Below are 20661 nucleotides of genomic sequence, written 5' to 3'. Positions count from 1 at the left end.
GCTACACGCCATCACACCGCAGAATGTGCCGCATGTTGTTGTCGGATTTTATGCCATTCACGCCAGCCCAAATAAGCAAGAACCACAAAACCTGCATATAACACAGCCGTTAACAGCAACTCTTTGTAAATAAACATGCCGATATACACCAGATCGACCACAATCCATAACACCCATGTAGCCAAGTATTTACGACTGGTCCAATAGGTTGCCAATAGACTCATAGCTGCCAGTTGTGCATCCAATAAAGGCAGTGAAGCCTGCGTCCACCACTTTAAACTTAGCCCAAACAGTAAACCCAGTATGCTACTCAGTGCAATTTGCAGCCACATTTTAGAGAGTGGCAAGCTTTGAATGATGATATGTTGTTTTTGCTGCTGTGCAGTTTTCCACTGGAAAAAACCATAAACAGCCATGCCCATAAATAGGGTTTGTAATACCGTTTCGCCATACAATTGATATTCAAAGAATAAATAGGCATACAGCAAACAGGCAATAAAATTCACCACCCAGCAAGCTATATGTCGCTTAATGGTTAAGGTCACGCCTAAAACACTAATCAACACAGCAATGATTTCTAAAACTGACATTGATGCTGCCTATGTAAAAGAAAAAGGCATGATACCTCTTTTCGGGAAAATAGCGCAAAACTCAACATTTAACCAAACACTTAACTGACAAGAAGATGCTGCAATTAATTTTCAAGAAACCTCTGTAAAATCATAAATATAAAATCAGGCATGAAAATCAATCTGTTTGAAACTGCTCTGAATTATTGTATTTATGCTCTTGCCCAAAGCGGTCTACATGGGTAATAAAAACTCCGTATTTGCCGACAAAATATTCAAGGGATTGCTCGTAAAAACTCCAGTAAATTGACCACTCCCCCAAGTCTAACTGACGAATTTGCGTATGTGCTTTGGCAGGCATTTTATTCAGCACTTCTTGTTGAATAGTTTCGGCATCTTCAGGGTCACGACTAGATACTTTTAAGCTTAAAAATATTTCTGCGATATCATCAAATAATTGCTGTTCGTATTCGGCAACTTCTTCCACCACCTCTTCTACAGGGCGCGGTGCTTTGTGGGTAATCGGGTCTTGGACAATATTGGCAATATCTTGACAGCTTTGCTGAAAAGTACGATTAATTTTTATTTTGAACCAGACTTTCCAGACTGCATATACGGCAATCAACAACAAAATCCATAACAATAGTTTTGCCATCTTGGTCTTCGCTCTTATTTCAGGCGTTTCAATAAAGTATAACCATTTCAGGGCTTAGCGTCTATTCGCTGCTGCACGCTTCAACGCTTATGCTTTAACAGATGATTCCATCCATGCATCGCTAAAAAGTGCAATGCTCAATTACACAATGATACCGATTGCCTTAAAAATAGGACTTGTGCTGCAGTATAACGCAGTAAAACACAACAATTTTCTGCTATTTCTTTAAACACTTTTCGCTTCCAATAGAGCCTTGTTTTTATCTATCACCCTAAGCCTAGATGATTAGAGCTGCACAAATTCAAGATGTCGCCAATTTGGTTGCGGTATTACACGCCAGTATTCGCTCTTGTATTCAAGATCATCAACGCAATGAAGCCAAAATTCAGGCATGGCTAGAAAATAAAAGCTATGAAAATATTTTAATGCTGCTGCATTACAACAATTGTTGGGTCTATGTCTTACAGCATGTGGTGGTTGGCTTTATTATGATGAGTGATCGCGGGCAAATTTTACAACATGCCATTGCCCCCGAAGTACAACAACGCGGTATTGGTCAAGCCTTGTTATTTGAAGCAATAAGCGATTTAAAGCGCAAAAATGTATCGCACATGAGTGTATTTAGCACACAGACTGCTTTAAGTTTTTATGAAAAAAATGGCTTTGAAATACAACCTCAAAAAATTAGCTATGGGCACTTCACACCCATGCTCAAACATCTCAATGGCGAACCCTTAGAGCACACTTAAAAAACAAACTTTCCAATATAGTGAACGCACATAAAAAAACCGCTTTCAGGTGAAAGCGGTTTTTTGGGGATGTGGATTCGATTTTATAAACGAATCTAATTTTATAAGCGAACTAGGGCAATAATTTTTTCTGCCAGTTCTTCTGTAGCTGTCGCAGTCAACTCTGCATCTGCACCACTGTTTACATCACTAATGACCACAATGCCCGTTTCGCGGAGTAATGCAACCTGCGCAGCATCTAAACCTGCTTTGGCAATGGCAACAATACCCTGCTGAATCAGCAAGCTTTCAAGTGCTTGTGACTGTTCAAGTGCTTGGCTTGGTACACATACCGCTGCAGGTTTTTGACCCAAACGTGCAGCACGGTCTTCGGCTGTTACAGGTGTACTGTGTGCAGTCCATTCTACGCAAGCTTCAACCATACCTGCGCCAATGGTCACGTTATTTAAACGATCAATGAAAATAAACGAACCCGTATAACGACTGTCTTGATAACGGTCAAATACCACAGGCGCATCAAATTCGATGGTGACATTGGCAATTGCATTCAGTTCAAGCTGTTCAACCTGCACCTGTTCCAAAGTATTCACATTGGTACGGTAATGAATGGCTGTGACTTTTGCAGGCACAGTTTGTGTACCCACTTTTAAGTTATACAGCTTGCCAATAGATAGTGGCTGATCAGCCATCCACACCACAGTGGCATTTACAGCACGTGAAATTTCAGGACGCACTTGATCTTCACGCACCAACACATTACCACGTGAAATATCAATTTCATCGTTCAGTGTTAGGGTAACTGCTTGACCTGCAATTGCATGTTCAAGATTGCCATCAAAAGTCACAATCTCTTTTACTGTCGAGCTTTTACCCGATGGCAATGCCACAATGCGGTCACCCACATGAATATCGCCCAAAGCAATCGTGCCGCAGAAACCACGGAAGTCAAGGTTTGGACGGTTGACATACTGCACAGGGAAACGGAAATCATTTTGAGCCGAGTTACGGTTAATTTCTACCGACTCCAATGTTCCCATTAAAGTATCGCCTGTGTACCAAGGGGTATGCTCAGACTTATTCACCACGTTATCACCATTTAAGGCAGAAATTGGCGTGAAAATAATATTCGATGGTTTACGATCACCCAGTTGATTCACAAAGTTCGCATATTCCGTCTGAATTTCGTTGAATCGTGCTTCTGAATAATCCACCAAATCCATTTTATTGATGGCAACCACAATATTGTTAATGCCCAATAAACTAGAAATAAAAGTATGACGACGGGTCTGAGTTTGTACGCCATAACGCGCATCAATCAAAATAATCGCCAAGTCACAAGTCGATGCACCTGTTGCCATGTTACGTGTATATTGCTCATGCCCAGGTGTATCGGCAATGATGAACTTACGCTTTTCAGTAGAAAAATAACGATAAGCCACATCAATGGTAATGCCCTGCTCACGCTCGGCTTGCAAACCATCGACCAATAAAGCTAAATCAGGTGCATCGCCCGTAGTGCCGACTTTTTTCGAGTCACGAGTCACGGCTTGTAATTGATCTTCATAAATCAATTTTGAGTCATACAACAAACGACCAATTAATGTCGATTTACCATCGTCTACGTTACCGCAAGTTAAAAAGCGCAGTAGATCTTTGTTTTCGTGCTGTTTTAAATACGCCAAAATATCTTGGCTAATTAAATTCGATTGATGAGACATTGCTCAAAGCTCCACATATTTTTTAGAAATCGGTTTTTTAATCTTTAATCCCTCTAAATCTCCCTTTTATAAAGGGAGGCTTTGCTCCGCTTTTTATAAGTCCCTCTTTTATAAAGAGGGGTTTGGGGAGATTTTTCAGGAGAGATTAGAAGTAACCTTCTTGCTTTTTCTTTTCCATCGAGCCAGCTTCATCGTGGTCAATCATACGACCCTGACGCTCTGAACTGGTTGCCAATAGCATTTCCTGAATAATTTCAGGCAAGGTATTCGCTTCTGATTCGACTGCACCCGTAAGTGGATAACAACCTAAAGTACGGAAGCGTACCGATTTCATTTGTGGAACTTCACCTTCTAGCAACGGCATGCGTTCGTCATCGACCATAATTAAAGTGCCGCTACGCTCAACGACAGGACGTTCTGCAGCCAAATACAACGGTACTAATGGAATACTTTCGAGGTAAATGTATTGCCAAATATCCAATTCAGTCCAGTTAGACAATGGGAACACACGAATACTTTCGCCTTTATTGACCTTGCCATTATACAAATTCCACAATTCAGGACGCTGATTTTTCGGGTCCCAACGATGTTTTGCATCACGGAAAGAATAAACACGTTCTTTGGCACGTGATTTTTCCTCATCACGACGCGCGCCACCAAATGCCGCATCAAAACCGTATTTATCTAAAGCTTGTTTTAAGCCTTGGGTTTTCATGATGTCGGTATATTTAGAACTGCCATGATCGAATGGGTTAATGTTGGCATCTACCCCTTCTTTATTTTGATGAACAATCAAGTCAAAACCGTGCTGTTTTGCCATGTTGTCACGGAAAGTGATCATGTCTTTGAATTTCCAGCCTGTATCCACATGTAACAGTGGAAATGGCAGTTTCGCTGGATAGAATGCTTTTAAAGCCAAATGCAACATTACCGCTGAATCTTTACCAATCGAATACAACATGACTGGATTTTCAAACTCGGCTGCAACTTCACGGATAATATGAATACTCTCAGCTTCAAGCTGTTTAAGATGAGTAAGTCTTTCCTGATTTATTGACATTGATCACACCAGATGTACTTAAACTTGTGTACGAATAACACAGATAGAATTTGATTTTCATTATAGTGACTTAGTTATGCAGACTATTGCTTGTTTTATTATATTTATATGCAAAAAGCTCATATAAAAGAAAACCAATAAGCAGTATAAGTTTTATTTAATCAATAGTTTATTCCATCATATATTGAAATTTAACGTCATTCTCGCTACGTTTGATACATACAAATCGCGCTTACAAGCTGCTCATTTTTGAATAACTTCATAGATTATTCATCTAATTCAGTGCTTCAAGCATGAACAAAAAATGCTTAAAGTAAAAACATATTTTTTTATTTTTAAGATGCTCCCATGCCACAGATTGAACAGATCAAATCCAAACTTGAACAGGCGCAGCTGGCTGGTTTTTTGTATCAGCACAGCCCTGAGCTACTCGTCCTACAAGAGCCTTTAAACGATGATGCTTCAATGCTGAATGTTTTTGTGCAACATGAACTCAGTGCAGATCAGATTGGGCTGCAATTTGGTTTGCGTTGCCGTGATCAACAACTCTCCTTTTTAATAGGCGTGACGCATAGCAATCAAGACCGCAGCTATGAAATTGGTGCGGGCAATTTAAAGGCCGAACAAAAAGCCTTTAACTTAATGTATGCATTTTATAATTATCCTAAAGGTTTTTATTTGGTAGATGTGCCTTTAAATGCAACCACGGCAGAACTGCATCAAGCGATTGAAACGCAATTATTTTCGCAAGAAAAACTGGATTTCTTAAACACTGCTATTAAAACCAACCCCATGGGTACACAAGTAACTTGGATGAAAGCGCATATTTTACAGCAAGCTTTAGAGATGAAAGTACGGATTCAAACGGCGTTGTTATAAGCATCATCACTTTAAGTTTCTGCGGATTACGCAAGATGCACTTAAACCCCGCCAAAACTGGTTGATTGATTAAACTCGAAATTATCGTATACTGTACATATACACAATACACTTGGATACTAAGGCTTGATTAAGAGTTTTAAACATAAAGGTCTTCAGGCTTTTTTCCAAACTGGTTCAACAGCAGGTATTCAAGCAGCGCATTCTACAAAATTACGTTTAATACTTGCAGCACTACATGCTGCATCTACGGTGAATGATTTGCGAACTCCACCCAATTGGCGTTTACATAAATTGAGTGGAAATCTACAAGATCAATGGTCACTAACAGTAAATGGTAATTGGCGTGTAATTTTTAAATTTGAAGATGGTGATGTCTACATTGTAGATTATTTGGATTATCACATAGCTTCTAGCGCAGGAGTACAAAGATGAATATGATGTTTAATGCACCTCATCCGGGCGAAATGTTGCGCGAATATATTGGTGAAACTTCTGTGACTGAAGTGGCTCAAGCACTTGGAGTGACACGTGCAAACCTATCTCGCATTTTGAATGGTCATACTGGAATTTCTGCAGATATGGCGATTCGTTTGAGTGAAGCCTTAGAAACCTCACCAGAGTTTTGGTTGAATTTACAAATGCAGCATGATTTATGGCTTGCCAGTCAACGCCAGCGACCTATGATCAAAAAATTGGTGGCAAGTGTTTAACTTTAAGTTACAACAAAAAAACAACCTGCATTTCTGCAGGTTGTTTTTTATGTCGTCAACGATGCGCTAAAACTTAGTTTTTATGACGCATGTGTGGGAATAAAATCACATCACGGATACTCGCAGCGTTGGCAAACAACATTACCAAACGGTCAATCCCGATGCCCTCACCTGCAGTTGGTGGTAAGCCGTATTCCAAAGCTTCAACAAAGTCTGCATCGTAATGCATCGCTTCATCATCGCCTGCGTCTTTTTCTGCAACCTGTGCTTGGAAACGCTCAGCTTGGTCAATCGGGTCATTTAATTCTGAGAAACCATTCGCCAATTCACGACCACCAATAAAGAACTCAAAACGGTCAGTAATGTGTGGGTTATCGTCATTACGACGTGCCAAAGGCGACGTTTCTGCAGGATATTCTGTAATGAAAGTCGGCTGACGTAATTGAGTTTCTACGGTTTCTTCAAACACGATGGTTTGTAGTTTGCCCAAACCAAAACCAGGCTTCACCTGTTCTTTCAATTCTTCCTGCACAAATTTAGCCAAGAAATCACGGTCATTAACATTTTCTGGCGTGAATTGTGGATTATGCTCAAGAATGGCATCAAACATAGAAATTTTCTTGAATGGGCCTTTGAAGCTATACACTTCATCGCCATACGGCACATCGGTAGTACCCAAAATATCCAAAGCCAGTTTTTCTAGCATTTGCTCAGTCAATGCCATCAAATCTTTATAGTCGGCATAAGCTTGGTAGAATTCGATCATGGTAAATTCAGGGTTATGACGTGTAGACACCCCTTCATTACGGAAGTTACGGTTAATTTCAAACACACGTTCAAAACCGCCAACCACTAAACGCTTTAAATATAATTCAGGCGCAATACGCAAGAATAACGGCATATCTAAAGCATTATGATGCGTTTCAAATGGACGTGCCGATGCACCGCCAGGAATCACATGCATCATTGGCGTTTCAACTTCCATAAAACGCTGTTCAGTTAAAAATGCACGAATACCCGAAACCACTTTGGCACGAATTTCAAAGGTTTTACGGGTGTCTTCATTTACGATTAAGTCTAAATAACGCTTACGATATTTCGCTTCGGTATCGCTTAAACCATGATATTTGTCTGGTAATGGACGTAAAGATTTGGTCAACAATTCAAAATGTTGAATATGAACATATAAATCGCCTTTGCCTGAACGACCAATATAGCCTTTCACTGCGATAATATCGCCCAAATCTAGGCTCTTGATCGTCTCTAATGTTTCAGCACTAAGTTCTTTACGCGCCACATACAACTGAATACGACCTGTCATGTCTTGAATTACGATGAATGAACCGCGGTTCAACATCACACGACCTGCTACAGACACATACACTTTTTCGCCTGCTTCAATTTCTTCTTTAGAAACTTCTGCGAATTGTGCCTGCAAATCTTCTGCGTAGTTTTCACGCTTAAACGTATTTGGCCAAGGGCTAGTTCCCTTCGCCTGCGCTTGTTCTTGAATTTGCTTTAACTTGGCATGACGCTGCGCAATTAAATCGTTTTCGGAAATAGTGGGTTCAGAAGTCGATTGAGCGTTATGTTGCGTCATCTCTGCCTCGAATAATTACTAAAAAAAGAAGTTCAATAGAATAGCAGATTTAGACACGATTTCGTATGCCTTCTCTGACTCGAGCAATTTATTTTTTAAATTGCCACTTGCTTTTGTGATTTTTTGTAGACTTAGACCAAAAGCTAACTTCTTTCTCAGGCTAAGCGCACTACAATATTGTTCAGAAAATAGATGAAAAAGACCGTATTTTGCTGTTTTTAAACCTGCTGATGTATCAGTCTAAATATTTTATTTTCTATCCACTTTATCTTTAGGCTCAGTTTGACTCAAGATGTTTAACTTTGTGAATCTGGCAATGAATACATGTGCTTTAAAAGTCTTGTTTTTACATGGATTAGATTCCTCGCGGGAGTCGACTAAATTCCATGCCATAGATGCAAAACAAAAATTTTGTATCAATGTCGATTATCGCAACTTAAATTATCAAACTGTTGCCGATTTTTATCACAATATCATTCAAAAAATTAAGCCTGAAATTTTGGTGGGACATAGTCTAGGCGGCTATTGGGCACTCAAAATGTCTTTGTCGCACCATATTCCGTGTGTGGTGGCAAATCCAAGTTTAGCTCCCACGTTTCGCAATGACTATCCTGCAATTTCAGATGATGACTTGCAGCACGATATTCCACAATTGGCTTATTTAGAATTGGGCGATGAAATTTTGGATATGCATGCCGCGCAAGCATTTTTAGAAAACTATATGCAGACCTCTACTTTTGAGTCTGGGCATCATCGCTTATTGCATCCAGAAAATATTAATTCTTGTATTCAGCAAATCGAACAAGCTTATCTTGCCAAATAAAGTCAAAGCTATCCATTAAAACTAATCAATTAAACATCACCCATTAAAAAAGCCTGATCACAACTATGGAGATCAGGCTTTTTTACAGCAGTTACAATAACTTAAAAGGATTAAGCCACTGCTTGTTCTGGTTTAGATTTATTGTCCAATACGGACCAAATATCTAAACCTAAATTTTTGTGTAAATCTGGTAAGTCTAGGAAAATGCTTGCACCTAAAACTTGATGATTACATTTTTCAGCCAATTGTTTCACTGCTTTTAAAGTGCCACCTGTCGCCAATACATCATCTACAATAATGACTTTTTGCGCTTGCACATCGGCAGCCATTTCTAAACGGTCTAAACCGTATTCTAAGCTATAACCCACACCCACAACTGGTGGTGGCAATTTACCTGCTTTACGCACAAGTACCAAACCTTTGCCTGTACGCTGTGCCAAAAGGCTCGCCAATACAAAACCACGTGCTTCTACTGCAATAAAGCTTTCAACTTCAGCTAATTTTTCTGCAGGAATGCTGGCAATTAAAGCATCTGTTAATGAATCCAAATTATTCATAAACAAAGGCGTTAAATCATAAAAATCTACGCCTGGTTTTGGAAAATGAGGAACTGTACGAATATGCGACCACAAAAAAGTAGACAAATTGCTCATGGAAGATCAGAAATGTGACTAAAGAATGGTTGAATTTTACCGTTTATTTTCACATAAGGCTAGTGATCGAATCGGCAAGACTGCCATCAATCACGCATCAAAACACTACAAGGTTTTGATTTTTATAAACTTTAATATACTTAAAAATATTAATATATATTTATTCCATAATAAAATAGCAAAAATATAAGACTTTTACTGTACGACCAAGGTCTTAAATGGCATTTAAACGCATAAAAACGTGATTTTTCCTGCAGCCATTCTCTCATTACAATGCCGTATCTATATCAAAAGAGGTCTTTTCTGCGCGGTTATGTCCCATGCAGCTATTCATTCTATAAAAGCACAGATTAAAATCGCTTATTTACTTTACTTTAGCCGTATAACTGCGTAAAAATTTAATCAAATAGATATATCATACAACTAGTCGTAGATAAGTTTTTTGCTGATCTGGAAATTTAAAGATCGGTTTATGGAGAATTGAATGAAAAAGTATCAATGCATCGTTTGTGGATGGATTTATGACGAAGCAGAAGGCTGGCCTCAAGATGGTATTGTGGCAGGTACATTATGGGAAGATATTCCTGATGACTGGACTTGCCCAGACTGCGGCGTTTCAAAAGCTGATTTTGAAATGATTGAAGTTTAAGACCACGAAAAGACCATGTCCGATGGTCTTTTTTTAACGCCAATTTCTATGCCCTCATTTGGAGTTCACCTTATGCATCCTATCGTTATTATTGGTTCAGGCATGGCAGGTTATACTGTTGCACGCGAGTTTCGTAAGCTAAATGCAGAACAAGAGTTAGTCATGATTTGTGCAGATGATGCTGCCAATTATGCCAAACCAACTTTATCTAACGCATTGGCGGGCAATAAAGCCCCTGCTCAAATTGCATTGGGCGATGCAGCTAAAATGGCAAGCCAACTCAATATGCGTATTGAAACCCACACTTGGGTTAAAGCAATTGATGCAGAAGCGCATGTACTTGAATTAGAAAAAGAGGGTGTAAGCAGCCAACAACCTTATTCTAAATTGGTTTTGGCAGTGGGTGCGAATCCTGTACGTTTAGCCATTGCGGGCGATGGCAGTGATGACATTCATGTGGTAAATAATTTAAGTGATTACACCGCATTTCGCCAACAGCTTGAACAACGTCAAGACAAACGTGTGGTGATTTTAGGTGCAGGTTTAATTGGTTGTGAATTTGCCAATGACTTGCAGCAAACAGGACACCAAGTCACGGTGATTGACCTTGCACCACAACCACTAGGTCGTTTATTGCCGGATTATGTAGCCAGTGCTTTTAAACAAAACCTAGAAGAAACGGGTATCCATTTTGTATTGGGTACAACCGTTGAAAAAGTTTCGAAAATTAAAAATGACGACTATTTAGTGACCATTACCAGTGGTCAGTCTTTAATTGCCGATGTGGTACTGTCTGCCATTGGTTTACAACCAAACATTGCTTTGGCTAAAACAGCAGGCATCGAAACCAGTCGTGGGGTCTTAACCAATGCGCAACTTGAAACCAGCCAAGCTGATATCTATGCAGTAGGTGACTGTGCGGAAGTGAATGGTATTTTATTGCCGTATGTGATGCCAATCATGCAGCAAGCACGTGCCTTAGCCAAAACCTTAAATGGTGAAACTACTCAGGTACACTACCCTGCCATGCCTGTTGCAGTGAAAACACCTGCTGCACCACTGACCGTTTTACCTGCGCCACTAGGGGTAGATGTCAACTGGCATACCGAAGAATTTGACGATGGCATGATTGCCAGAGCCTATGACCAAACCGATACCTTACGTGGCTTTGTCCTATTAGGCGCAACAGCGGCCAAACAACGCTTGAGTTTGACCAAATTAGTGCCAGACTTATTGCCTGTATCGGAATAAAATAAAAACAATAAAGGGCGATTGATTTCGCCCTTGCCTGACATGAGGATCACAACATGAATAGTGCACTTCAGTTCACCACATCGCCCTATACGGCATTTATGCACGAAACCAAAGTCGATTTAGGCAACGGAATTCAGCTGCATGTCGAAGTGGGCGGCAAAACTGAAGATCCACCTATTTTGCTGATTATGGGTTTAGGCGCACAAATGTTGTACTGGCCCGATTTCTTTTGTAAATCACTGATTGATCACGGCTATCGTGTCATTCGCTATGACAACCGCGATATTGGTTTGTCATCCAAAATTCGCCACAAAGGTCCACGTCTGAACACCTATAAAATGATGGGGCGTTTTAGCTTAGGTCTGCAAAACCACGGTGCGCCTTATAACTTATTTGATATGGCGGATGATGCTGCATTGCTATTAGAGCGCTTAGGCATTGAAAAGACCGAGGTGATTGGTGCTTCTATGGGCGGCATGATTGCCCAAATTTTGGCTGCCAAATATGCAGATCGCGTGAATAATTTAGGCTTATTATTTACCAGTAATAACCAGCCTTTTTTACCACCACCATTTCCGAAACAACTGTTCAGTTTGCTAGAAAGACCAAAATCGCAAGATGAAAATGGCATTGTTGATCATAGTTTAAAACTCTTTAAGGTGATAGGCTCACCAGGCTATGTGAATCAACTCGAAGCGATGCAAACTGCACGCAAATTATATCAGCGAAGTTATTACCCTGCGGGTGTACTTCAACAGTTTTTAGCAATATTATGTACAGGCTCGTTGCTACAACTGGACAAACAAATTCAGCAACCTACCCTTGTGGTACATGGTTCGCAAGATCGTTTGCTCCCACCAGGGCATGGTAAGGCTGTTGCGAAAGCGATTCCGGGCGCTAAGTTTGAATTAATCAAAGGAATGGGGCATGATATTCCTCCACACTTTATTCCTCATCTTAGCGAACTGTTTGCTCACCACTTTAAATCATAATCATTAGGACACTATGGCTGCATTACCATCTTTAAGACAGCTGTCATACCTCGTTACACTGTCTGAAACGTTACATTTTACAGAAGCGGCTCGCCGTTCTTTTGTAACTCAGTCGACTTTGTCTGGCGGGATCATGGAACTGGAGCGCCTGCTTGGCGGCGTACTGGTAGAACGTGATCGACAGAATGTACGTTTAACCCCATTGGGTGAACAAGTCGTAGCACGCGCCCGTGTTCTGTTAGCAGATGCACAGGACTTAATGCGTTTAAGCCGTGAAATGAGTGAGCCTCTCACAGGTGATTTACACTTAGGCGTGATTCCAACCATTGCCCCATTTATTTTGGCGCAACTGTTAGATGAAGTGCATAAGCAGCTACCTAAAATTCAATTGCATTTACACGAAGCGCAAAGTGAAAAAATTGTCGAAAAACTGGAACACGGCAATTTAGATATGGTGGTGTTAGCCCTGCCATTCGATACGCGTGGTTTGAAAGTGTCTGAAATTTCTAAAGAAGATTTGTTCTTGGTTTATCACAAGGGCGATCAAAAATCGGCGCAGGCCAATTCTTTAGATGATTTGGATTTATCGCGTTTAATGCTGCTTGAAGAAGGTCATTGCTTACGTGATCACACTTTAAGTGCTTGCCCGATTGGTGAACGCAAAAACGATCATCGTTTAAAAGCCAGCTCTTTGCCGACCTTGGTTGAAATGGTGTCTGCAAATTTAGGCTTTACCCTATTGCCTGAAATTGCAATTCATAATGCCATGATCAAATCGAATCCAGATTTACAGATCAAAAGTATTGAGGCTGCACCAAGCCGTACTTTGGCTTTAGTGACGCGTAAAAGCACGCCATTACAAAGTGAATTTGACGTTTTGCTGCAGATTTTACAGAAAATCACTCAAAACGCAGTCTAAATTTAGACACACGATCCAACATTTCATTAAGGAGCCAACATGGCTCCTTTTTTATTTTTCGTTCAAAAATGCGTATTGTTTTTGCAGTTCACTATGATTTAAGTGACTTATAAATATGAATAAGTTTTAAAATGTGAGATTCATCACAAATTCAACAATTCACTCTTACCACTGAACGAAAGAACGGTATCGAGTTACATTACTCACGTTTTCAACACATTTCAAAAAAACATATTCAGCAACAATTACTTATATTTACCCTTTTTATATAAAAATCACTATATTTAAGGATATTCAGTTACAGCAATATCACGCACAATCTATTTATCAAAATTATTTATAGAACAGCACAGGAGTATTTGTCATGATTCACAGAGATCTCATTTTACCTGTGCCTGTTCTGCTGATTGATGATCAGGTAGAAGCATCACAAAATTTAAGCCACATTTTACAAAATTTTGGCTACCCTAAAGAGGTTCTACTTTGCAGCCCATCGCTCGCAAATGCAGTGCTGATGGTGCAGCAACATTTGCCTAATTTGGTATTTATCAATTTACAGTCTTGGTCAAAAGCTCAAATTGATTTTATCCAAAATCTCAAACTTTTCCGTAAAGATACCTTAATTGTGGCGGTGCTGCCTTCAAGTATGCCAAAACAATTGCTACAAGCTATTCATTTAGGCATTTCAGCCTATGTCTTTAGCGACCAATCTGCAACAGGCATGCAAAACCAGATTCGCACCATTTTACGTGGCGGCTCACCGCTAGACGGCAACTTAGCCAATGAAATCTTAGCCTGCGAACAATCCATTGTCGCACATGGTCATTCTTTGGCACTCTCTAAAACTGAACATGAAATATTGGCGCTTTCAGGACAAGGTTTACCTTCACAACAAGTTGCTGCCAACCTGAATGCTTCAGAACAACTGGTGCATGGTTATGTGAAAAGTATTTATCGCAAAATTATGAATGCGGATGATGCGATGTGCTGTTTTTCTTAAATTATTGATCAATAAATATCAATCAAAAATATAAGTCTTAAATAAATATTAGAAACAAAAAAGAGCGATGTCTGGCATCGCTCTTTTTACCTGTTATAAATGCTTTAAACTAAACAATACTATCGGTCAGTATACGCTGCGCATTGTGTGGCTCTTCACCCTCAGCTGCTTTTACACGCACCCAAGTTCCATCACCCTGCAACAACCACGCCTGTTGATTGTCTTGCATGTAGGTCAATAAACCTTGCTCATAAATACGCTTTTTCAAGGCAGGATCTTCAATTGGGAAACACGCTTCAACACGGTTAAATAAGTTACGATCCATCCAGTCAGCACTTGAACAATAAATACGTGGATTGCCATTATTAGAGAAATAATAGACACGGGTATGTTCAAGGAAACGTCCGACAATCGAACGCACACGGATATTTTCCGATAAGCCTGGCAAACCTGGGCGCAAGCAGCAAATTGAACGGATGATGAGATCAATTTGCACACCCGCCTGAGACGCCTCGTACAATTTATTGATCAATTGCATTTCAGTCAGTGCATTCACTTTCACAATAATTTGTGCGGGCTTACCTGCTTTAGCATTGGCAATTTCTTCATCAATATAATTCACCAACTGTGCGTGCAGGGTAAATGGTGCATGCAACAACTTTTTCAGTTTTGCCATTTTACCCATGCCTGTTAGCTCTTGGAAAATACGATGCACATCTTCACACAGCTCTTTGTCTGTGGTCAGTAAACCATAGTCGGTATAAATACGCGCATTGCCTGCGTGGTAGTTACCTGTGCCTAAATGTACATAACGCACCAATTTATTATTTTCACGGCGCACCACCAAAATCATTTTGGCGTGGGTTTTATACCCCACAATACCGTACACAACCACAGCGCCCGCTTCTTGCAACACGTTAGCCACAGCAATGTTAGATTCTTCATCAAAACGTGCACGCAGTTCAATCACCGCAGTCACTTCTTTACCGTTTCGTGCAGCCTCTGCAAGCACTTGTACAATTTCAGAATCTGCGCCACTACGATATAAAGTTTGTTTGATTGCCAAGACTTGTGGATCACGTGCAGCTTCACGCAGCAAGTTAATCACGGGTGCAAAAGATTCAAACGGATGGTGTAATAAAATGTCTTGCTTTTGCATCGCTGAAAAAATATTTTCAGACTTTTTTAACACCTTTGGAATGGCGGGTGTATGTGAATCATAACGTAAATGTGGACGTTTAAAATTAGACAATAAACGCGCCAAGTTCACTGGGCCATCTACTTTATAAAGTTGTTCTTCTTCAAGATCGAACTCATCTAGCAAATAATCATAAATGGCTTTCGGGCAGTTGTGCGTTACTTCTAAACGTACCGCACGACCAAAACGGCGTGAGTTTAATTCGCCTTTTAGGGCTTTGGCCAAGTCTTCTACATCTTCATTTAACGCCAAATCTGCATTACGGGTCACACGGAATTGATAGCATCCAGTCGCAGTCATGCCCGGGAATAAGTCAGACACATGCTCATGAATAATTGCTGAAAGCATGACGTGGTGCTCTTTACCGCCTGTAAGTTCATCGGGTAAACGAACTACACGTGGTAATGAACGTGGTGCAGGAACAACCGCCAAATCAATTTGACGACCAAAAGCATCTTTCCCTTCTAAAGTCACAATAAAATTCAGACTTTTATTGACCAAACGTGGAAATGGATGTGCAGGGTCTAGGCTAATTGGGGTTAATACAGGGGCAACTTGCTCTTGGAAATATTTTTTCACCCATGCCGATTGTGCAGGGGTTAATTCACCACGACGTAAGAAACAAATGTCTTCTTCACGTAATTTTGGCAAAATTTCCTGATTTAAAATACGGTACTGGCGTTCAATAGCAGCATGTGCTGTTTTAGAAATTTGATCTAACACCTGCTTAGGGGTTAAACCATCTGGACTACGGCTTTCATTGCCCAAGTCCAATTGTTCCATCATGCCCGCAACACGAATTTCAAAAAACTCATCCAAGTTACGTGAAAAAATCAGCAGGAAGTTCATGCGTTCCAACAAAGGATGCAACGGATCGACAGCTTGCTCAAGCACGCGCAAATGGAAATCTAAAATAGACAGTTCGCGGTTAATGTAGCGATCATTATATGTATATTCTGTTTGCGCAGGAGTCGCGCCTGTTGCCGTATTCATACCCACCTATGCTTTTTTAAAATGTTTGGCACTGCTACAAGTATGCTTCAATTTTGTGACATTTTCATAAAAAAAGCCTAAAAAATTAGGCTTTGTGGATATTTTCACATTTTATAGTTTGTTTTCGCTCAATTTAGGGAATTTCCGCATAACGCATATAGCGCTGCACCATCTGTTTACGGGCTTTTAATGCCCCCGCATTACGATGTTCCTGAAAATATTTTGGATTGGTTAAAATCGCAGCCAAGAAAATTGCTTGATCACGGCTTAAACTTTTTGCACTTTTGCCAAAATAATGCTGTGCCGCAGCTTCGGCACCATAAATATTATCGCCAAATTCTACTGAGTTGAGATAGACCTCTAAAATACGCTGCTTTGACCACATGCGTTCCATCATCCATGTCGCCACAACTTCTTGCCCTTTACGCAAAAAAGATCGCTTATTGTATAAAAACAAATTCTTGGCGAGCTGCTGAGAAATTGTGGAACCACCTGCAACAACCTTGCCTTCATCTTTGTTCCGTTCCAGCGCAGTTTGAATACCTTCCCAGTCAAAGCCATGATGTTGCATAAATTTGCCATCTTCGGCAGTCACCACAGCTCGCTTTAAATTATCACTGAGTTGGTCATAGTCGCGCCATTGATGTTGTATAGGCTTACTCGGTTCAGCCCAATAATCCAAACGCATCATCATGGTCGATTGCACAGGCTGCGTACGCCACCACACCAAGCTGCTAAAAATCCATAATTGAACCAAAAGCACCACACTGACAAGAATTAACAAAGTTCGTATAAAAAAAGCTTTCATCTTGGTGCATGGCTCCTGAAGCGTTATTTTTTCGTGTTAAGCTTAGATTGATCACTACGACACAATATTCAAATATATGTCCCAACATCCCCCAAACCTGCGCAACAATAAAGTTGAAATTCACCTGTGGTGGATTACCGCAGCCCTGATTGCAATAAACGTGGCTTTGTTTGCATGGCAAGTGCTCAACGGCATGAACATTAGCAATCCTAGCCCGCAAGATGCAATACGCTGGGGTGCTGATTATGCACCTTTAACCTTTTTGGCGGAACCCATTCGCCTGTTCAGCAGCATGTTTTTTCATTTCGGTTTAGTACATTTAATGTTAAATATGTGGGCCTTGTATATTTTTGGCAGCGTCAGTGAACAGTTGTTTGGGCGTGTCTATTTTATAGTGTTATATGTTTGCGCAGGTTTGATGGGTAGCCTGCTTAGTGGCTATGTCAGCATTCAAGACAGCTATACCCTGCTCGAACAAGGTGTCGCTAATCCAAAGCTGTTACCTAGCGTGGGTGCAGGTGCATCGGGTGCAGTGATGGGACTTGGAGCTGCACTGACGGTATTGGCGTTATTGCCCCAATTACCTCGCCAAAAATTTCTGTTGGATGGCAAGACTTTGGTGATGGTGATGGCACTGAACTTAGGTATGGGCTTTATGATCAGTGGCATTAATAATGCTGCACATATTGGCGGCATGCTCATGGGCGCAGCCATGACAATCATTTGGTACCTTGGACAACGCAGCAAACACAGTAACTTAGTGAACAGTTTTGCGATGCTCCTTGCACCATTGGGTTGTGCTGCATTTTACTGGTATTGCCATAAACTGCTTGCTCCAATTCAACCCCTTTGGCAAGAACTGCTTAGCATGATGCAACGCAGTCTGGGTTGAACAATCAACCTTTACAGCAAGTAAAACAACATCAACTAGAGATGAATCAGGACTGATTCATCTCCCTTAAACTTTGCAGTGGCGGAATATCGCATAAATAACTTAAACGATAACGTCCAATCAAGGCACACAGCACGGTCATAAATACAGGCAAAATCAGCCAGATTTCCCAATGTGGTTGCAGCATTAAATCCATGCGGTAACTGGCAACAGCACTAATGACTTCGGCAAATAAACACGCCACTATTCCCGCTATAAAGCCCATAAAACCGATTTCCAGACTCAACATACGTTTGAGTTTTTGTTTAGAACTACCAAAAGAACGCAGTAATGCGACTTCGCGTTTGCGCTCATCCATCAGCAAGTTTAAACACGCGATTAATACCAACAGCCCAGACACACTCACCAAAATGGCTAAAATGGTGATGATCTGCACCAACACATTCACAATGCGTTTAATTTCATCCAAAATTAGGCTGACATCAATAAACACTGTGTTGGCAAATTGCTGAATCAATTGAATTAGTTTCGGTTTATCTGCTTCAGGCACATAGAAACTGCCCAAATAACTGCCTGCATTTTCATCCATAGTGTGCGGTGAAAAAATAAAGAAAAAATTTGGACTAAAGCTTTCCCACTCCACCGTACGCAGATTAATCACTTCGGCTTCAAGTATGCCTTCAGGCAAACTAAAACTGAGTCGATCACCAATTTGAATGCCCAACTCGGCAGCCGTATCTGCTTCTACTGACACTTGTCCCACTGCACTGAAATTGGCTTGCCCATTTACAATGATATTATCGGCAGGATAACGGTCAGACTGTGTCAGGTTGAGTTCGCGTCTTAACGTATTGCTTTGCTGAATTAAGGCGTCGGCAAAAGGTTGATCATTTTTGGCGACCAAACGCCCGCGTATATTTGGATAAAGTGGCGTGCTGTGCCACTGCTGCTGCGTTAATTGTTGTTGAAACTCAGGCATATCAAACGGTGGCAAGCCGTAAACAAACTGATTGGGTGTTCCTTCGGGCAATTGCTGCTGCCAACGATCTAGCAGGTCGGTACGCAACACTGCAAGTACCGTAATTAAACTTAATCCTAAAGCCAATGCAGTAATTTGAAATGCCGTGACAGCAGGCGCACGAATATACGCTGCGAGTCTGCCTTTAGAATGACGCAATAATTTTAATAAACTCCACACCACTCCATACAGCAATACGCACAGCGCAATAATCGCACCAATCACCCATGTACTAAGCACTAAACTTTCGGTCAAGACCACACAAAATACGATTAGACTTAGCGTCCCTGTAAGCAACATCCACCACCAAGCGCGCATGCTTTTGTCTTGTTGGCGAATCACGCGAATCGGTGCGGTATTCAGCAATTGCAATAAATTAGGCAGCACAAAACCCAACAACACCACAGCACTGGTCAGCATGGCGATTGGCAATGGCCCAAGCAACATTGCCATGGCTGAAAATTGAATTTCCAGGTGCGGAATCAGTTGCAGCATGATTTGCAACAAAGCATAGCCCAACGTCACGCCCAAAATACTGCCAATGCCCATAGCGATAATTAAGACCAAAGCAAGCAAAGCCAAATAAGCGGCTAAAATTTGTCGTTTACTTGCACCAATACAACGTAATAAGGCGATATGATCCTGATTTTGTTGCACATAGCGCTGACTGGTCAAACCAATCGCAATCCCACACAATAAAATGGTCAGGATATTCGCTAACTGTAAAAAGGTATCTAAATTGGCAATGGGGCGCATTAAGCGAGTATTGCCTTCACTGGCATTGCGTAGTCTTAAACTACTTTGTTCTTCAAAGTTTTGTTCAGGGCTGGCCGTTTGCTGTGCCTGTGCAGGCTGTTGTGTATGTGTTTTAAAATACTGCTCAAAATTTTGTGTATCTTTGGCGCTGCCTGCCAACAACAAACGGTAATCTATGCGGCTACCCACTTGAATCGCGTGGGTACGTGCCACATCGGCCTGTGAAATAATTACTGTCGGCGAAAAACCTGAAAAACCGAGTTCCTGATTAGAATCATGTTCAATTTTGGCAGTCACGGTAAATGCTGCATCGGCAATATTCACCGTTTCACCAAGTTTAACGTGAAGCAAATCCATGGCACGTTGGCTGAGCCAAATTTCACCAGATTGAATCTTGTCCGCTGCAGGACTCACCCTCAATTCACCACGTAACGGAAAATTGTGCTCAATCGCTTTGACATTCACCATCACAAATTGCGCTTGAGTATGTGCCATCGAACTAAATACAGTCACATGCGACTGTTGTAACTGATGTGCAGTCGCCTGATCCTGCCAGTCTTGTGCAATGGGTTCATTGTCGCTCAGGACTAAATCACCCGCCAACATTTCTGCCGCTTGCAACGCTACCGCATTTTGAATTTGTTCATTGCTAAACTTTAAGGCCGTGGTCGCACTAATCGCTAAAGTCAGCGCAATAATCAGTAAATATACACCACTGCTTTTAAAACTCTGCTTTAACAGCGGATGAAATAATGCGTTCATT

At 40.9% G+C, this 20661-nt stretch carries 20 protein-coding genes; 11 read left to right on the top strand and 9 right to left on the bottom strand.

Going from position 1 to position 20661, the window contains the following annotated elements:
- Positions 1–11: 11 nt before the first annotated feature.
- Positions 12–590 carry a nicotinamide riboside transporter PnuC gene (pnuC, locus tag FTV52_RS10955; protein WP_004971981.1) on the bottom strand — a complete coding sequence of 193 codons (579 nt, stop codon included), beginning with the start codon at positions 588–590 and terminating at the stop codon, positions 12–14.
- Positions 591–747: 157 nt separating this feature from the next.
- Positions 748–1224, bottom strand: coding sequence for a hypothetical protein (locus tag FTV52_RS10950; RefSeq protein ID WP_167845869.1), 477 nt, complete (start codon positions 1222–1224; stop codon positions 748–750).
- 281 nt (positions 1225–1505) lie between these two features.
- On the opposite strand from FTV52_RS10950, the gene FTV52_RS10945 reads away from it, so the two are divergent.
- Positions 1506–1973 (top strand): GNAT family N-acetyltransferase, encoded by a 468-nt coding sequence (locus tag FTV52_RS10945; RefSeq protein ID WP_131261606.1) that lies wholly within the window; start codon positions 1506–1508, stop codon positions 1971–1973.
- A gap of 101 nt (positions 1974–2074) precedes the next feature.
- On the opposite strand, the gene cysN is transcribed toward FTV52_RS10945, so the two are convergent.
- Both cysN and cysD read right to left on the bottom strand, forming a co-directional pair.
- Positions 2075–3691, bottom strand: a complete 1617-nt coding sequence (cysN, locus tag FTV52_RS10940; protein ID WP_154320938.1) for a sulfate adenylyltransferase subunit CysN — start codon at positions 3689–3691, stop codon at positions 2075–2077.
- A gap of 145 nt (positions 3692–3836) precedes the next feature.
- Positions 3837–4745, bottom strand: coding sequence for a sulfate adenylyltransferase subunit CysD (gene cysD, locus FTV52_RS10935; RefSeq protein WP_026438300.1), 909 nt, complete (start codon positions 4743–4745; stop codon positions 3837–3839).
- Between the two features lie 354 nt (positions 4746–5099).
- On the opposite strand from cysD, the gene FTV52_RS10930 reads away from it, so the two are divergent.
- From FTV52_RS10930 to FTV52_RS10920, 3 genes are all read left to right on the top strand, one after another.
- On the top strand, positions 5100–5630 hold the full coding sequence (locus tag FTV52_RS10930; protein ID WP_096900966.1) for a hypothetical protein: 531 nt from the start codon (positions 5100–5102) through the stop codon (positions 5628–5630).
- Between the two features lie 126 nt (positions 5631–5756).
- Positions 5757–6065, top strand: coding sequence for a type II toxin-antitoxin system RelE/ParE family toxin (locus tag FTV52_RS10925; protein ID WP_096900967.1), 309 nt, complete (start codon positions 5757–5759; stop codon positions 6063–6065).
- A complete protein-coding gene (locus tag FTV52_RS10920) occupies positions 6062–6343 on the top strand; it encodes a HigA family addiction module antitoxin (RefSeq protein WP_004971994.1) in 282 nt (93 codons plus the stop codon). The genes FTV52_RS10925 and FTV52_RS10920 overlap by 4 nt, the downstream gene beginning before the upstream one ends.
- Positions 6344–6416: 73 nt before the next feature.
- Here FTV52_RS10920 and lysS read toward each other — a convergent pair whose 3' ends face one another.
- Positions 6417–7943, bottom strand: coding sequence for a lysine--tRNA ligase (lysS, locus tag FTV52_RS10915; RefSeq protein WP_096900968.1), 1527 nt, complete (start codon positions 7941–7943; stop codon positions 6417–6419).
- Between the two features lie 316 nt (positions 7944–8259).
- Here lysS and FTV52_RS10910 point away from each other — a divergent pair, with 316 nt between their 5' ends.
- Positions 8260–8766, top strand: a complete 507-nt coding sequence (locus FTV52_RS10910) for a YqiA/YcfP family alpha/beta fold hydrolase (RefSeq protein WP_026438299.1) — start codon at positions 8260–8262, stop codon at positions 8764–8766.
- Between the two features lie 110 nt (positions 8767–8876).
- Here FTV52_RS10910 and FTV52_RS10905 read toward each other — a convergent pair whose 3' ends face one another.
- Positions 8877–9419 carry an adenine phosphoribosyltransferase gene (locus tag FTV52_RS10905; protein ID WP_004972003.1) on the bottom strand — a complete coding sequence of 181 codons (543 nt, stop codon included), beginning with the start codon at positions 9417–9419 and terminating at the stop codon, positions 8877–8879.
- 484 nt (positions 9420–9903) lie between these two features.
- On the opposite strand from FTV52_RS10905, the gene rubA reads away from it, so the two are divergent.
- The 5 genes from rubA to FTV52_RS10880 all read left to right on the top strand — a co-directional run bounded on the left by rubA (position 9904) and on the right by FTV52_RS10880 (position 14233).
- Positions 9904–10068: a rubredoxin RubA gene (rubA, locus tag FTV52_RS10900; protein WP_004972007.1), complete on the top strand. Its 165-nt coding sequence runs from the start codon at positions 9904–9906 to the stop codon at positions 10066–10068.
- A 72-nt stretch (positions 10069–10140) separates the two neighbouring features.
- Positions 10141–11319, top strand: coding sequence for an FAD-dependent oxidoreductase (locus tag FTV52_RS10895; protein ID WP_096900969.1), 1179 nt, complete (start codon positions 10141–10143; stop codon positions 11317–11319).
- Positions 11320–11375: 56 nt separating this feature from the next.
- Positions 11376–12314: an alpha/beta fold hydrolase gene (locus FTV52_RS10890; RefSeq protein ID WP_218950477.1), complete on the top strand. Its 939-nt coding sequence runs from the start codon at positions 11376–11378 to the stop codon at positions 12312–12314.
- A gap of 13 nt (positions 12315–12327) precedes the next feature.
- The gene (gene oxyR / locus FTV52_RS10885) at positions 12328–13233 is read left to right on the top strand and encodes a LysR family transcriptional regulator OxyR (protein WP_179990801.1); all 906 of its coding nucleotides are present in this window, start codon (positions 12328–12330) and stop codon (positions 13231–13233) included.
- Positions 13234–13597: 364 nt separating this feature from the next.
- Positions 13598–14233 (top strand): LuxR C-terminal-related transcriptional regulator, encoded by a 636-nt coding sequence (locus tag FTV52_RS10880; protein WP_004972014.1) that lies wholly within the window; start codon positions 13598–13600, stop codon positions 14231–14233.
- 109 nt (positions 14234–14342) lie between these two features.
- On the opposite strand, the gene ppk1 is transcribed toward FTV52_RS10880, so the two are convergent.
- The gene (gene ppk1 / locus FTV52_RS10875) at positions 14343–16424 is read right to left on the bottom strand and encodes a polyphosphate kinase 1 (RefSeq protein WP_096900973.1); all 2082 of its coding nucleotides are present in this window, start codon (positions 16422–16424) and stop codon (positions 14343–14345) included.
- A gap of 133 nt (positions 16425–16557) precedes the next feature.
- Entirely contained in the window at positions 16558–17232 is a 675-nt protein-coding gene (mtgA, locus tag FTV52_RS10870) for a monofunctional biosynthetic peptidoglycan transglycosylase (protein ID WP_004972019.1), read from the bottom strand.
- A gap of 76 nt (positions 17233–17308) precedes the next feature.
- Here mtgA and FTV52_RS10865 point away from each other — a divergent pair, with 76 nt between their 5' ends.
- Positions 17309–18124: a rhomboid family intramembrane serine protease gene (locus FTV52_RS10865; RefSeq protein WP_096900974.1), complete on the top strand. Its 816-nt coding sequence runs from the start codon at positions 17309–17311 to the stop codon at positions 18122–18124.
- Between the two features lie 46 nt (positions 18125–18170).
- On the opposite strand, the gene FTV52_RS10860 is transcribed toward FTV52_RS10865, so the two are convergent.
- A complete protein-coding gene (locus tag FTV52_RS10860; protein ID WP_004972024.1) occupies positions 18171–20660 on the bottom strand; it encodes an ABC transporter permease in 2490 nt (829 codons plus the stop codon).
- Position 20661 lies beyond the last annotated feature (1 nt).

Source organism: Acinetobacter sp. YH1901141, from assembly GCF_013416935.1.
Classification (GTDB): Bacteria; Pseudomonadota; Gammaproteobacteria; order Pseudomonadales; family Moraxellaceae; genus Acinetobacter; species Acinetobacter towneri.
This window is presented reverse-complemented; position numbering and strand designations above follow the sequence as displayed.

What these genes read in the sequence shown, in the direction of transcription:
- cysN (WP_154320938.1), bottom strand. Translation starts at nt 3,691, where the DNA reads ATGTCTCATCAATCGAATTTAATTAGCCAAGATATTTTGGCGTATTTA.
- FTV52_RS10865 (WP_096900974.1), top strand. Translation starts at nt 17,309, where the DNA reads ATGTCCCAACATCCCCCAAACCTGCGCAACAATAAAGTTGAAATTCAC.
- lysS (WP_096900968.1), bottom strand. Translation starts at nt 7,943, where the DNA reads ATGACGCAACATAACGCTCAATCGACTTCTGAACCCACTATTTCCGAA.
- FTV52_RS10905 (WP_004972003.1), bottom strand. Translation starts at nt 9,419, where the DNA reads ATGAGCAATTTGTCTACTTTTTTGTGGTCGCATATTCGTACAGTTCCT.
- FTV52_RS10910 (WP_026438299.1), top strand. Translation starts at nt 8,260, where the DNA reads ATGAATACATGTGCTTTAAAAGTCTTGTTTTTACATGGATTAGATTCC.
- FTV52_RS10880 (WP_004972014.1), top strand. Translation starts at nt 13,598, where the DNA reads ATGATTCACAGAGATCTCATTTTACCTGTGCCTGTTCTGCTGATTGAT.
- FTV52_RS10930 (WP_096900966.1), top strand. Translation starts at nt 5,100, where the DNA reads ATGCCACAGATTGAACAGATCAAATCCAAACTTGAACAGGCGCAGCTG.
- FTV52_RS10920 (WP_004971994.1), top strand. Translation starts at nt 6,062, where the DNA reads ATGAATATGATGTTTAATGCACCTCATCCGGGCGAAATGTTGCGCGAA.
- mtgA (WP_004972019.1), bottom strand. Translation starts at nt 17,232, where the DNA reads ATGAAAGCTTTTTTTATACGAACTTTGTTAATTCTTGTCAGTGTGGTG.
- FTV52_RS10950 (WP_167845869.1), bottom strand. Translation starts at nt 1,224, where the DNA reads ATGGCAAAACTATTGTTATGGATTTTGTTGTTGATTGCCGTATATGCA.
- oxyR (WP_179990801.1), top strand. Translation starts at nt 12,328, where the DNA reads ATGGCTGCATTACCATCTTTAAGACAGCTGTCATACCTCGTTACACTG.
- ppk1 (WP_096900973.1), bottom strand. Translation starts at nt 16,424, where the DNA reads ATGAATACGGCAACAGGCGCGACTCCTGCGCAAACAGAATATACATAT.
- rubA (WP_004972007.1), top strand. Translation starts at nt 9,904, where the DNA reads ATGAAAAAGTATCAATGCATCGTTTGTGGATGGATTTATGACGAAGCA.
- FTV52_RS10945 (WP_131261606.1), top strand. Translation starts at nt 1,506, where the DNA reads ATGATTAGAGCTGCACAAATTCAAGATGTCGCCAATTTGGTTGCGGTA.
- FTV52_RS10895 (WP_096900969.1), top strand. Translation starts at nt 10,141, where the DNA reads ATGCATCCTATCGTTATTATTGGTTCAGGCATGGCAGGTTATACTGTT.
- FTV52_RS10890 (WP_218950477.1), top strand. Translation starts at nt 11,376, where the DNA reads ATGAATAGTGCACTTCAGTTCACCACATCGCCCTATACGGCATTTATG.
- pnuC (WP_004971981.1), bottom strand. Translation starts at nt 590, where the DNA reads ATGTCAGTTTTAGAAATCATTGCTGTGTTGATTAGTGTTTTAGGCGTG.
- FTV52_RS10860 (WP_004972024.1), bottom strand. Translation starts at nt 20,660, where the DNA reads ATGAACGCATTATTTCATCCGCTGTTAAAGCAGAGTTTTAAAAGCAGT.